This window comes from Stenotrophomonas sp. 109824_Sma, from assembly GCF_056480025.1.
Window position 1 is genome coordinate 969,103 of record NZ_CM151078.1, and the last position, 13,473, is coordinate 982,575.

Annotated in this window: 9 protein-coding genes; 3 read left to right on the forward strand and 6 right to left on the reverse strand. The window is 66.9% G+C overall.

The window, feature by feature from the left end:
- Positions 1–43 precede the first annotated feature (43 nt).
- From ACZK1G_RS04455 to ACZK1G_RS04480, 6 genes are all read right to left on the reverse strand, one after another.
- The gene (locus ACZK1G_RS04455; protein ID WP_101764997.1) at positions 44–2,986 is read right to left on the reverse strand and encodes a TonB-dependent receptor domain-containing protein; all 2,943 of its coding nucleotides are present in this window, start codon (positions 2,984–2,986) and stop codon (positions 44–46) included.
- Positions 2,987–3,303: 317 nt separating this feature from the next.
- Complete coding sequence (ppx, locus tag ACZK1G_RS04460; protein ID WP_049446703.1) at positions 3,304–4,830, reverse strand: exopolyphosphatase; 1,527 nt, start codon at positions 4,828–4,830, stop codon at positions 3,304–3,306.
- A gap of 323 nt (positions 4,831–5,153) precedes the next feature.
- On the reverse strand, positions 5,154–7,241 hold the full coding sequence (gene ppk1, locus ACZK1G_RS04465) for a polyphosphate kinase 1 (protein ID WP_049446701.1): 2,088 nt from the start codon (positions 7,239–7,241) through the stop codon (positions 5,154–5,156).
- Between the two features lie 4 nt (positions 7,242–7,245).
- Positions 7,246–8,577, reverse strand: a complete 1,332-nt coding sequence (phoR, locus tag ACZK1G_RS04470; RefSeq protein ID WP_005415460.1) for a phosphate regulon sensor histidine kinase PhoR — start codon at positions 8,575–8,577, stop codon at positions 7,246–7,248.
- A gap of 106 nt (positions 8,578–8,683) precedes the next feature.
- Positions 8,684–9,373 (reverse strand): phosphate regulon transcriptional regulator PhoB, encoded by a 690-nt coding sequence (phoB, locus tag ACZK1G_RS04475; RefSeq protein WP_005408258.1) that lies wholly within the window; start codon positions 9,371–9,373, stop codon positions 8,684–8,686.
- A gap of 116 nt (positions 9,374–9,489) precedes the next feature.
- Entirely contained in the window at positions 9,490–11,136 is a 1,647-nt protein-coding gene (locus ACZK1G_RS04480) for a M48 family metalloprotease (RefSeq protein ID WP_101764998.1), read from the reverse strand.
- 142 nt (positions 11,137–11,278) lie between these two features.
- Between ACZK1G_RS04480 and grxC the strand changes: the two genes are divergently transcribed.
- From grxC to ACZK1G_RS04495, 3 genes are all read left to right on the forward strand, one after another.
- The gene (gene grxC / locus ACZK1G_RS04485) at positions 11,279–11,569 is read left to right on the forward strand and encodes a glutaredoxin 3 (protein WP_004154541.1); all 291 of its coding nucleotides are present in this window, start codon (positions 11,279–11,281) and stop codon (positions 11,567–11,569) included.
- The gene (locus ACZK1G_RS04490) at positions 11,566–11,958 is read left to right on the forward strand and encodes a carboxymuconolactone decarboxylase family protein (RefSeq protein WP_032129080.1); all 393 of its coding nucleotides are present in this window, start codon (positions 11,566–11,568) and stop codon (positions 11,956–11,958) included. Before grxC ends, ACZK1G_RS04490 begins: the two co-directional genes overlap by 4 nt.
- Positions 11,959–12,375: 417 nt before the next feature.
- Positions 12,376–13,380: an isocitrate dehydrogenase gene (locus ACZK1G_RS04495; protein WP_014036138.1), complete on the forward strand. Its 1,005-nt coding sequence runs from the start codon at positions 12,376–12,378 to the stop codon at positions 13,378–13,380.
- The last annotated feature ends 93 nt before the right edge of the window (positions 13,381–13,473 follow it).

The following is a 13,473-nucleotide window of genomic DNA, read 5'->3' on the forward strand; positions in this document are numbered from 1 at the left end:
CGAAGGGCCGTGGTCATCGTGCTTCACGTCACAGCGCGATGGATCAGAAGCGCTGCTGGTACTTCATGTAGACGAAGCGGCCGATGTCGTAGCCACCGTAGTACGAGAAAGCCGAGTTCGGCTTGGTGTACATGATCGGGCCGGTCTTCTCGAACACGTTGTTGGCACCGACCGAGACGGTGGCATCCCACGGCAGCGAGTAGCGGAACTGCACGTCGTGGAAGGTGACCGAACCACGCTCGTTGTAGTTGCGTGCGCCCTTGTACCACGGGGCATACACGCCCGGATCGGAGCACTCGTCCGGATAGGCACGGATGTCCACGCACTGTTCCTTCACGCCGGAGTAGTAGCGCGCGGTCCAGCTGACGCCGAAGTTGCCCAGGTCCCAGCCCAGCACCAGGTTCGAACGGACGCGGAAGTTGCTGCCGATGCCGTTGGAGACGGTCGGCACCACCGTGCTGTCGTTGGTCGAGCGGAACTCGCTCTTGCTGACATAGGTGGTGGCCCAGCCGGCGTTGAACTTGCCGACGCTGGTGTCCAGGCGGTAGTTCAGGTCCAGGTCGTAGCCCTCGGTTTCCATGAAGCCGGCATTGCGGCTGCCGAACTGCAGGGTATCGACGATGCCGGCGGTCGGGCCGGTCGACTTGTCACGGGTGAAGCGCTGGCAACGTGCGTCGATGCCCTGCTCGTAGCAGTCGATCAGGATCTGGGTCGGGCTGTCGGCAACGATGGTGTTGTCGATGCGGATCTTCCACCAGTCCAGCGAGGCGTTGAAGTTCTTGATGAAGCTCGGGCTCCAGACCAGGCCCAGCGTCTTGCTGGTCGAGGTTTCCGGGGTCAGGGTCGGGTTGGAGCCCGACACGAACGGCACCGGCGTCGCATCGACGGAGGTGGCGACCGGCTGGTTGCCCTGGCGCAGCTGGCGGAAGGTTGCAGCGTTGGCGATGTCACGGGCGCAGCGGGCGCGGACTTCGGCGCTGGTGCGCGAGGAGCCGAACACGGTATCGCACGGGTCGCTGAACTGGGCGAAGGTCTGCGAGCCACCACCGTACAGATCGCTGATGGTCGGGGCGCGGAAGCCTTCGGCCCAGGTACCACGGACCAGCAGCTGGTCGAACGGCTTCCACTTGAAGCCGAACTTGCTGTTGAGCGTGTTGCCGAAGGTGTCGTAGTCGGAGAAGCGGGTGGCACCGTTGAAGGTCAGTTCCTTCGCGCCCGGCAGGTCCGCCAGCACCGGCACGTTGATTTCCAGGTACGCCTCGTTGACCTTGTAGCCGCCACCGGTCGGGCCTGCGGCCAGGTTGGTGGTGGCGCCGGCCTGCGCCAGCGGATCCGGACGGTACTCACCGGTTTCCTTGCGGCTTTCCACACCGAACGCGAAGCCCAGGTCGCCGGCCGGCAGGGTCACGATGGAACCGGCGATGTTGGCGAAGAAGTTCTTGCTGGTGGTCTTGCCGGTGGTGACTTCCGGCGGGAACAGCCAGGCCTGCAGGTCGGCGTTGCCATCGATGCCGTTCGGATCGATCGTGCCGTACGGCACCAGCGGGTTCCACGGCTTGCACACGTCATAGGAGATCGGCGCGGCAGCGGTGCCGCACTGGACCTTGCCGGTGGCCGCATTGTAGAACGACGGGCCGACGCCGCCAGCGACGCGCGCCTTGTGCAGGTTGCCGGTGGCGATGGTTTCCAGCTCGTTGCGGTTGTACTGGTAGCCCGCTTCCCAGTCGAAGAAGCGGCTGCCGATCTCGAACGAACCGTCGAACGAAGCCACCGCGCGGTAGGTCTTCAGCTCGCTGGTGGTCACGCGCGGCACTTCCCAGGTACGGCGGTTCCAGGCCACGGCGGTCGGGGTGGCGTAGCCATGCTGGCGGCCGAACGGATTGAAGTAGCTGTCGATCGACATCGAACCCACGCCAGCGGTGCTGGACTGCAGCGGGTAGCCGGCGATCTGGCGCACGGCCTTGCGCTTGTTGTAGCCCAGCTCGGTGCGGAAGTTGACGTTGTCGGTGATCTTGAAGCGGCCGTCGAAGTACACCGAATCACGCTTGAGCGGGAAGTTCAGGTGCATCTGCTCGTTGGCGTTGCTGACGTCGCCGGTGAACGCCGACGGATCGGTGATGTGGTAGTTGGCCGGGTTGGTCGGGTCGGCACCACGGTTGAGCGAATAGTTGCAGCCGTCCTTCGCGTTGGTGCAGCCCGGGCGACCCTTCAGGCCGGTGAACTGGCCGTACTGGCTGATGGTGGTCCAGTTGGTCAGGTTGTCGGCATGGCGGTCGGTCAGGCCGTAGGCGCTGAAGCCGCGGTCCTTGGCCCACACCGCCTTTTCTTCGGCATGTTCGGCCGCGACGGTCAGCGAGATGCGGTCATTGCTCCAGCCTGCCACCACATCGAAGCGGTCGCGCGCGCCGTCGCCCTGGCTGAACTGGCCGTGGTAGACGTTGGCGGTCACACCGGTGACATTCGAGCGGGTGATGATGTTCACCACGCCAGACATGGCATCGGAACCGTAGATGGCCGACGCGCCATCCTTCAGCACTTCGATGCGCTCCACCGCCGAGACCGGAATCGTGGAGATGTCCTGGTAACCCGAGGTGCTGATGCCCAGGCGCTTGCCGTTGATCAGCACCAGCGTGCGCTGGGTGCCCAGGTTGCGCATGTCGATATACGAACCACCCGCGTTCTCACCGGCGGTCAGCGCGTTGGCGCGGCTGATCGCCGGGCTGCCCATCGCGGTGACGTTCTGCAGGATGTCGGCGACCGAGCTGAAGCCCTGCTGCTCGATGGCCGTACGGGTGATCGCGAACACCGGCTGGGCGGTTTCCACGTCCACCTGGCGGATGCGCGAGCCGGTGATCTCGATACGATCGAGGTTGGTGGGAGTGGCGCTGCTGCCGTCCTGGGCAAACGCGGGCAGGGCGGCCAGCGCTGCGGTGGTAGCCAGGGCGTAGCGGATGGCCTGCCCCAGTGCGGTGGTGCGTGAAGTCATGGCGAGCTCTCTCTCTCAGGTCGTGCACAAGACGCCAAAGTGGGCGTCGAAGGAGCCAGCAGGGTCGATGACCGAGCCGGTGACCCGATAGTAGTCTCGTTAGTTAATGCTCTGTAAAGGGTTCGTATCAATTTATGTCGTGGGTCGGCGCGAACCTTCACGAAACGTGAACAAAAGCAGGCGCTTACGTGATGGTCGCGACTCCCCGTACCGCGCCGTTGTGTTGCGAAGCAGCACAAAAAACCGCCAGACTGCGCAAAGCAGAGGTGCGAAGTGCGTCACTCCTGCTGACCTGTGGACAACAGGGGACAGCGTATTCAGGCCACGAACGGTCGGAACTGGATGCCCAGCCCGGCGATCCCGTCGGTCTCGCCGATCAGGTCTGCGCGCAGCAGCGGACGGGCATCGATGAAGGCCTGCGGCACGATCAGCGACAGCCGGTTGTCGTCGGCGGTCAGTTCCAGCGCGGGCAGCGGGTCGTCCTCATGCGCGCGGTTGAGCAGCACCGCCAGGCGCAGCAGGGCCGCCAGCCGGCGTGCGGTCAGCAGCAGGCGTTCGGGCAGGGCGTCGAAAGCGGTCTTGGTCACGCTGCGGCGGTGGCTGCGCACCAGTGCCGCCAGCATCTGCTGCTCCTGGCGCGAGAAGCCGGCGATATCGGAGTGTTCCAGCACATAGCTGCCATGCACGTGGTAGCCGCTGTGCGCGATCATCAGGCCCAGCTCGTGCAGGCGCGCGGCCCAGCCGAGCATGCGCGCATCGTCGGCATCGAGCCTCCAGCGTTCCTGCACCTGCTCCAGCAGTGACAGGGCGGTGTCCTGCACGCGGTCGGCCTGCACCGTATCGATGCCATAGCGCTGGCTGAGCGCAGCCACCGATTCATCACGCAGGTCGTTCTCGCCGGCGCGGCCGACGATGTCATACAGGATGCCTTCGCGCATCGCCGCCTTGCTGACCAGCAGCTTCTGCAGGCCCAGCGCCTGGAACGCCGCTTCCAGCACAAGGATGCCGCCGGCGATGATCGGGCGGCGGTCGCTGGACAGGCCCGGCAACTGGATGTCGTCGATCTTCTTGGCCTTCAGCAGTTCATCGCGCAGCTGCGGCAGGGCCTCGGCGGTGATCGCGCCCTTGCTCAGCTTCATCGTCGCGCAGATCTCGCTGATCGCCTTGTGCGTGCCCGAAGACCCCAGCGCTTCCTGCCAGCCCAGCGCGCGGTACTTGCTGGCGAAGGGCTGGAACTCGCGGCCGATCTCGGCCAGCGCGTCCTTCCAGCGCTTCTTGCTCAGCTTGCCGCCGGGGAAGAAGCGCCGGGTGCTGGCGATGCAACCGGCCTGCAGGCTTTCGCGCTCCAGGGTCTGCATGCCCATGCCGATGATGAATTCAGTGGAGCCGCCACCGATGTCGATCACCAGCCGGCGCTGGCCGGGCTTGGGCGGTTGCGCGTGGGCCACGCCCAGGTAGATCAGGCGCGCTTCTTCGCGGCCGCTGACCACTTCGATGGCATGCCCCAGTGCGGTTTCGGCCGGGACCAGGAACGACTGCGGCGAGCGCAGCTGGCGCACGGTGTTGGTGGCCAGGGCGCGCACCCGGTGCGGCGGTACATTGCGGATGCGCTGGCCGAAGCGGGCCAGGCATTCCAGTGCGCGCTGGCGGGCTGCGGCGGAGAGTCCACCCTTGCCATCCAGCCCATCGGCCATGCGCACGGTCTCGCGCAGGCGGTCGATCACCCGCAGCTGGCCTAGCGTGTAGCGCGCGATGACCATGTGGAAACTGTTGGAGCCAAGGTCAATGGCGGCCAGCAGGTCGCCATCCTGCAATGCGGGCGGAGTCGTGGTGGTATGCGGCATGGACGAATGTTAGCCGAAGGGGCGGTGTGCTCGTCACCGCGCGGCCTTCACATTTTGTAGGAGGGAGTGCGGCAGGGCTGCGCCCTGCATCCGCAGAGGCCAGAGCAACGGCAACGGCAACAGCAACAGCGGGCTATCCGTGGGATGGCGGGGTGGGTCCGGTTGCGGGGGACGGCGCAAGTACGTCCATGTAGCCTCGGTCGCGCCATCCATGGCGCTCACGCCCCCGCAACCGGACCCGCCCCGCCTTCGACAGTTCTTTGCGATCTGATGGTGGGTGCCTACCGCTCCTGGTAGGTGTCGACCTTGGTCGACACACCGGGTTACAGACCCTGCATCAACGCCATCTGTGCCGAATGCGGTGCCTCGTCGTGCGCCGGCGCACGCTTGTGGTAGACGCCGTCGGCGTCCAGTTCCCAGGCGTTGAGGTTGTCGTCCAGGTAGTTCTGCAGGACCTCGCGGTACACACGCTTGGCCAGTTCCGGGTCGAGGATCGGGAAGCAGGTCTCGACCCGGCGCAGCAGGTTGCGTTCCAGCCAGTCTGCACTGGCGCAGTACATTTCCGGTGCGCCGTCGTTGCCGAACCAGTAGACGCGGCTGTGTTCCAGGAAGCGGCCGACGATCGAGCGCACGCGGATGTTGTCCGACACGCCCGGCACGCCCGGGCGCAGGGTGCAGGCGCCACGGATGATCAGGTCGATCTGCACGCCGGCCTGCGAGGCGGCGTACAGCGCGCGCACCACCTGCGGTTCGTTCAACGCGTTCATCTTGGCGATGATCCGCGCCGGTCGGCCGGCGGCGGCGATGCGCGTCTCGCGCTCGATGCGGCCGAGGATGCCGGTGTGCAGGGTGAAGGGCGACTGCAGCAGGCGCTTGAGCTTCATCTTCGAGGCCAGCCCGGACAGCTGCTGGAACAGCAGGTGCACGTCGTTGCCGATGTCAGCATCGGCGGTGATCAGGCTGATGTCGGTGTACGCACGGGCGGTGCCGCTGTGGTAGTTGCCGGTGCCCAGGTGCACGTAGCGGCGCAGCTTGCGGCCCTCGCGGCGCACGATCAGCAGCATCTTGGCGTGGGTCTTGTAGCCGACCACGCCGTACACCACCTGCACGCCGGCCTCCTGCAGGCGATCGGCCAGGCCGAGGTTGGCTTCTTCGTCGAAGCGCGCGCGCAGTTCGACCACCACGGTCACGTCCTTGCCGTTGCGCGCGGCCTGGATCAGTGCGTCGACGATCAGCGAATCCTTGCCGGTGCGGTACAGGGTCTGCTTGATCGCCAATACGTTGGGGTCGATCGCCGCCTGCCGGATCAGGTCCAGCACCGCGGTGAAGGCATCGAACGGGTGGTGCAGCAGCAGGTCCTGGCGCGCCGTGGTCTCGAAGATGCCGTCACTGTCGCGCAGCGTGCGCGGGGTCATCGGCGGGTACTTCAGGTCCGGCTGCGCGATCAGGTCGTACAGCTGGATGATGCGGTTGAGGTTGACCGGGCCATCGATTCGGTACACCGCGTTCTCGGTCAGGCCGAAATTCTGCAGCAGGGTGCGCACGATCTCGCGCGGCATGTCGTGGGCGATCTCCAGCCGCACCGCCGGCCGGTAGCCGCGATCGACCAGCTCGTCACGCAGTGCCAGCGCCAGGTTCTCCACTTCCTCCTCATCCACCACCAGTTCGGAGTTGCGTGTGACGCGGAACTGGTAGGCGCCCTGGACTTCCATGCCCGGGAACAGCTCATCGACGAAGGTCGACAGCACCGAGGACAGGAACACGAAGTTCTGCGGCCCGCCGAGCTTTTCCGGCAGCTGGATGATGCGCGGCAGCGATCGCGGTGCACGCACGATGGCCAGGTGGCCGGCGCGGCCGAACGCGTCGGTGCCCTTCAGCACCACCACGATGTTCAGCGACTTGTTGAGGATCTTCGGGAACGGGTGCACCGGGTCCAGGCCCAGCGGCGACAGCACCGGCATGATCTCGTTGCGGAAGTACGCACGCAGCCAGCGCTTCTGGCGGTCGGTCCAGGAATGGCGGCCGAGCACGCCGATGCCGGCGTCCATCAGCGCCGGGCGCAGCGTCTCGTTCCAGCAGCGGTACTGCTGGTCCACCAGTTCCGCAGCGCGGTCATGGATGGCGTTGAGGATGGTCTGCGGGCTCATTCCGTCCGGGGCCGGCGGCAGGCCGAATTCCTGCGCGTGGCGCACGGCGGCGGCGCGGATCTCGAAGAACTCGTCGAGGTTGGTGCAGGAGATGCACATGAAGCGCAGGCGTTCCAGCAGCGGCACCTGCGGGTCCATCGCCTGCGCCAGCACGCGGAAGTTGAAATCCAGCTGCGACAGCTCGCGGTTGATGTACAGCGCCGGGTCGCGCAACGGATCGTTGTCCGGGCTCACGGGGAGGGGGAGGGATCCGAGGCTGCTCATGGCGTCATTCTTCGATGGAGGTCAGGGGGGCAGACTCGCGCGGGCGCACGTGGTCGGCATCGAAATGGCAGGAGAACACCGAGCCCTTGCCGACTTCGCTTTCAATCTCCAGCCGTGCGTGGTGCAGGCCGAGGATGTGCTTGACGATGGACAGGCCCAGCCCGGTGCCGCCGCTCTCGCGTGAGCGGCTGCTGGACACACGGTAGAAACGTTCGGTCAGGCGCGGCAGGTGGGTGGCCGGGATGCCATAGCCGGAATCGCGCACCGCCAGCACCGCGCCGTCGCCTTCGCGGCGGAACTCCACCGCGATGCGGCCGCCGGCCGGGGTGTAGCGCACCGCATTGGTGACCAGGTTGGAGAAGGCGCTGTGCAGTTCCTTGGTCGAACCCTGCAGGTCGACACCGGCGAGGTCGTCGATGCTGATCTGGTGGCGGCCCTGGCTGTGCGCCTCGGCCTCGCGGCGCAGCGTCGCCAGCATCGGCTGCATGGCCACGGTCTCTTCCTCGCTGTGTTCCTGCGATTCGAGGCGCGACAGCGTCAGCAGGTCTTCCACCAGCTGGGCCATGCGCTGGCTCTGCTTGCGCATTTCTTCCAGCATCGGTCCGGTTCCCGGGAAATCCTCCGGGTCCATCATGTCCAGGTAACCGTGCACCACGGTGAGCGGCGTGCGCAGTTCGTGTGAAACGTTGGCGACGAAGTCGCGGCGCACCTGTTCCAGGCGCAGCAGTTTGCTGACGTCGCGGGCGATCAGCAGCCAGTAATCCGACGAATAGGGAATCAGGCGCAGGTTCAGGCGGATCGCCGGGTCGACCGGCGAAGGCACGTCCAGGATCGGTTCGGCGTTGCGGCCCCCGGCCAGCCAGTGGGCCAGCGGCATCGGCTGCAGGCGTTCGACCAGGGCTTCGCCGAGGTCGCCGGGATGGTGCAGGCCGAGCAGGGCGGTGGCCGCTTCGTTGAACCACTGCACGCGCTGGCTGTTGCGGTCCAGCACCACCACCGCGTCGGGCAGCGCGGCCGCCGCAGCGCGGTAGCTGCGCAGCATGTCCAGCAGGCGGCGCTTGCGCACGCGCATTTCCACCTGGTTGCGATACAGCAGGCGGTCCAGTTCGTTCCAGACGCCGGTGCCTTCTTCGGCGGTGTCCCAGCGCTGGCGCGCGGTCAGCCGGCGCAGCACGCTGCGCAGTCGCCAGTAATGCCAGGCCAGGGTGGCCAGCGCGCCCAGTGCGATGCACAACCACAGGTGGCCCGTGAACCACCCCACCAGTCCGGCGAACAGCAGTACCGCGGCAACGGTGGCCAGGGTCTTCAACCAGGCAGAGCGGATGTGGCGGGGCATTGCGATCTCGTCGTTGAGGTGCGGCGGTTCACTGGGGTGAACCGAGGGTTATAGCAGAGTTGCCGGCACCGGCACCCGCAGGTGCGCGGTGCCGGCACGACGAGACTCAGGTGGCAGTGGAGAAGCGGTAGCCGGCGCCGCGCACGGTCTGCACCATGTTCTCGGCGTTGAACGGCTCCAGCGTCTTGCGCAGGCGGCGGATATGCACGTCGATGGTGCGCTCCTCCACGTACACGCTGCCGCCCCACACATGGTCCAGCAGCTGGGCACGGGTATAGACGCGCTCCGGGTGGGTCATGAAGAAGTGCAGCAGGCGGTATTCGGTCGGGCCGATCGGCACCGGCTGGTCGTTGGCGAACACGCGATGGGCGGCGCCGTCGATGCGGATCGGGCCAACGGCCACGCTGCCGTCCTCGTCGTCTTCGCGGGCACGGCGCATGACCGCACGGATGCGGGCCAGCAGTTCGCGCGCCGAGAACGGCTTGACCACATAGTCATCGACACCGGCTTCGAGGCCACCGACGCGATCGTTCTCTTCGCCGCGGGCGGTCAGCATGATGATCGGCACTTCGCGGGTCAGCGTTTCCTTGCGCCAGCGGCGGGCCAGGTCCAGGCCGCTGGTGCCGGGCAGCATCCAGTCCAGCAGGATCAGGTCCGGAACGCGGTCGGCGATCGCGGTCTGGGCCTCCCGGGCATCGCCGGCGTGGACCGGTTCGTAATCGCCCTTGCGAAGGGCGAAGGCGACCATTTCACGGATCGCGGGCTCGTCATCGACGATCAGGATGCGTTTCTGCACGAGGACACCGTAGGGCTCGGTTACTGGAGTGGTGCCAGTAGACTACGGTTTGATGACATGTTTGTGACTACCCGGCCGGAACCGGCCTGGATTGCCATCGGCCGGTCATGCAGCGCTCAGCGGCGGTCCAGGTCCGGGTCCTGCACGCCCTGGCGGCGCAGCTCCAGCACGGTCGGGGTGATCGATTCGATGCGGGCGTCGACCCGCGCGCGGCCAATGTAATCCAGCGCCGGATTGCGCTTGAGCGCCTGCAGCTGCATCAGCGCCTGTTCCGGCCGCCCGCTGAGGAAGGCCGCCTCGGCGTAGGCCTCGCTGGCACGCACGCTGTCGCCGGCCAGCTCGCTGGCGCGGGCAAAGCGCTGCTGGAAGACCGGATCGTTACCGCTTTGCGACAACAGGGGGCGCAGCATCGCCTGCGCGCGCTGGCCGGCCTCGCGGTTGCCCTGTTCGTTCAGGATCTCGGCATAGGTCAGTGCCACCGGGCGGCTGTTGGGGTGTTCGCGCAGCAGCTGCTCGAAGCGGCTGTTGGCCTGGGCGGCCTGGCCTGCCCGCGACTCCGCTTCGCCCAGGCCCAGCGCCACCCACAGGTTGCCGGGATGGGTCTGCAGCAGGCCGGCCAGGGTCTGCCGGGCCTGGCCGGCGCCCGCGCGGCCACCGCGCATGACGGCCAGCGCCTGGCCATAACGCTGCGCATCGTTGAGGCCGTCCTTCTGCCGCTTGGCCAGGTCGGCATACTCGCGTTCCAGCTCGGGGGTGGAATCCGCGCTGAGCACGCGCAGGCGCTCACGCGCCCAGTCGAAGTCGCCGCTGGCGCCACGGTTGAGCTGGCCGATCGGCAGGCGCAGCACACTACTGGGCAGCAGCGGGTTGTTGCCGCGCAGCAGCGGCTCGCCGAGGCTGGGATCGGCCGGGTCCACCCGCTCCTTGCGCTCGCCGGTGGGGGTGCTGGTGGTCAGCAGCACCGTATCCTTCTTCATCTGCTCGGCGCGGGCCTTGGCTTCGCTGATGCGGGTGATGTTGACCGGGTGGGTGCGCAGGAATTCGGGCACGCTGTAGCCCCCCTCGTTGCCACGCATGGCCGCCGACATCCGTTCGAAGAAGCCGGCCATGGCATCCACGTCGTAGCCGCTGCGCGACAGGGTGCGGATGCCAAGGCGATCGGCCTCGGACTCGTTGGACCGGGTGTAGTTGATCTGCCGTTGCTGCATCAGGCCCATGCCCGAGCTGATCGCGGCCATCGTCGCGTTGCCGGACGACGTGCTGTTGCTGGCCTGGGCGGCCACCACCGCCGCCAGCATGCCCAGCAGGATCGGGATCTGGTCGCGCTGTGCGCGTTCGACACCGCGCAGCACATGCTGCTGGGTGACGTGGGCGATTTCGTGGGACAGCACCGCAGCGACCTCGTCCTCGCGCTCGGCGGTCAGCACCAGGCCGGCGTTGACCCCGATGTAGCCGCCCAGCGTGGCGAAGGCGTTGATCTGGCGGTCGTTCATCACGAAGAAGGTGTATGGCTGCCGCGGCTGGTCACTGTTGGAGCCGAGCCGGGTGCCCATGGTCTGCAGCCAGTCGTTGACCAGCGGATCCTCCAGCAGGTAGCCGTAGTTGCGCAGCTCACGCAGCATCATCGCGCCGTACTCGGCCTGGCGGGCCGGGGTCAGCAGCTCGCCGGCCGAGGAGCCGATGTCGGGCAGCTTCTCCTGGGCCTGGGCCAGCGGCATGGCCAGGGCCAGGGTGACGGCGGTAGTCAGCAGCAGGGCTCGCAAGCAGAAGGTCCTCGGGCGGGGCGCGCCAAGCGTGGCAGGGCAGGGGGCAACCATTCGTTAATCCACAGTGTTGCGGCCGTGGCGTGGAAATTCCAGCGCACCGGTACCATATGTAGACCGTCGATCCATCGTGGAGTTTCCCGTGACAGCCCAGACCGCCGGCGGTGCCCCCGCCATCACCATCTATTCCACCGCCGTCTGCCCGTACTGCGTGGCCGCCAAGAACTTCCTGAAGAGCAAGGGCCAGCAGTGGACCGAGGTCCGCATCGACCTGGACCCGGCCGAGCGCGAGAAGATGATGGCGCTGACCCGCCGCACCAGCGTGCCGCAGATCTTCGTCGGCGACGTCCATGTCGGCGGCTACGACGACATGATGGCCCTGCACCGTGAAGGCAAGCTCGAGCCGCTGCTGGCCGGGCAGGGCCAGGCATGAGCGCGGCCGACGACGGCAGCAAGGACCGCATCGCCGAGTTCACCGAGTTCCGCAAGCGCATGAACGAGCGGATCCTGGGTGAGCCGAACCAGGTGGTGCGCCGCTTCTTCGCGCTGGACACGCAGACCTACCAGGCCGGCGCGCTGGACGTGAAGACCAAGGAACTGCTGGGCCTGGTGGCCTCGATGGTGCTGCGCTGCGACGACTGCATCAGCTACCACGTGGCCCAGTGCAAGGACGCCGGCGTGACCCGCGAGGAGTTCTTCGAGACCTTCTCGGTTGGCCTGGTGGTGGGCGGTTCCATCGTGATCCCGCACCTGCGCCGCGCGGTCGACTTCCTCGACCAGCTTGAAGGCGGCGCCGCCGCCCCGGAAGCGCACGCGCATTGAGGGTAGTGCCGGCCGCTGGCCGGCATCCCCTGAACCCGACATGGCCGAGGTTGCCGGCCAGCGGCCGGCACTACCGCGCCCGCGAGGGGCTTTCCCCGCAATCCAACAGCCCAGGAGCCCCCTTGTTGTCTGCCGGGGCCGGGAAGCGGGCCCGCGCGGCCCTTCGGGTAGTGCCGTGGCTTTCCCCGGGATCCATCCATCAACCCAGGAGCCCCCTTGTTGTTCAAGGGGGCGCGCCGACAGGCGCGGGGATAAGGTGGGATGCGCGGGCAATTCTGCCTGGGCCGGGTACTGGGACCATGGTCTATTTGGGACCTCGGCCCCGGCTCAGGCATAATTGCCGGTGAAACTTCCTTTGCGCCGGCGTTTCCGGGCACGTCCGGACGGCGTTTTTCCCCCTGTTCGGAACATCGATCAATGACGCAGAAAATTACGGTCATCCGCGGCGACGGCATTGGCCCGGAAATCATGGACGCCACCCTGTTCGTGCTCGACCAGCTCAAGACTGGCCTGGAGTACGAAGACGCCGACGCCGGCCTGGTGGCCCTGGAAAAGCACGGCGACCTGATGCCGGCGGTGACCCTGGAATCGATCGCGCGCAACAAGGTCGCGCTGAAGAGCCCGCTGACCACCCCGGTCGGTGGTGGCTTCACCTCGATCAACGTCAGCCTGCGCCGTCACTTCGACCTGTACGCCAACGTGCGTCCGGCCCACACCTTCCCGAACACCAAGTCGCGTTTCGACAACGTCGACCTGATCACCGTTCGTGAGAACACCGAAGGTGCCTACCTGGCCGAAGGCCAGGAAGTGTCGGCCGACGGCGAGACCGCCTTCTCCGGCACCCGCATCACCCGCAAGGGCTCCGAGCGCATCGTGCGCTACGCCTTCGAGCTGGCCAAGAGCACCGGTCGCAAGAAGGTCACCGCCGTGCACAAGGCCAACATCATCAAGTCGACCTCGGGCCTGTTCCTGAACGTCGCCCGTGAAGTCGCCGCACAGTACCCGGAGATCGAGTTCCAGGAAATGATCGTCGACAACTGCTGCATGCAGCTGGTGATGCGTCCGGAGCAGTTCGATGTGATCGTCACCACCAACCTGTTCGGTGACATCATCTCCGACCTGTGCGCGGGTCTGGTCGGCGGCCTGGGCCTGGCCCCGGGGGCCAACATCGGCAAGGACGCGGCGATCTTCGAAGCCGTGCACGGCACCGCGCCGGACATCGCCGGCCAGGGCAAGGCCAATCCGTGCGCGCTGCTGCTGGCAGCCGCGCAGATGCTGGACCATGTCGGCCAGCCGGAAAACGCCGAGCGCCTGCGCAAGGCCATCGTGGCGACCATGGAAGCCAAGGACTCGCTGACCGGCGACCTGGGCGGCACCGGCACCACCATGAGCTTTGCCCAGGCCATCGCCAGCCGCCTGTAAGCGGCCGGCCGACCTCGGTTGGATCCACAGCGGGGCGCCTTCGGGCGCCCCGTTGCGTTGTGGACTGGCTCGTTGGATCCACGCCATGCGTGG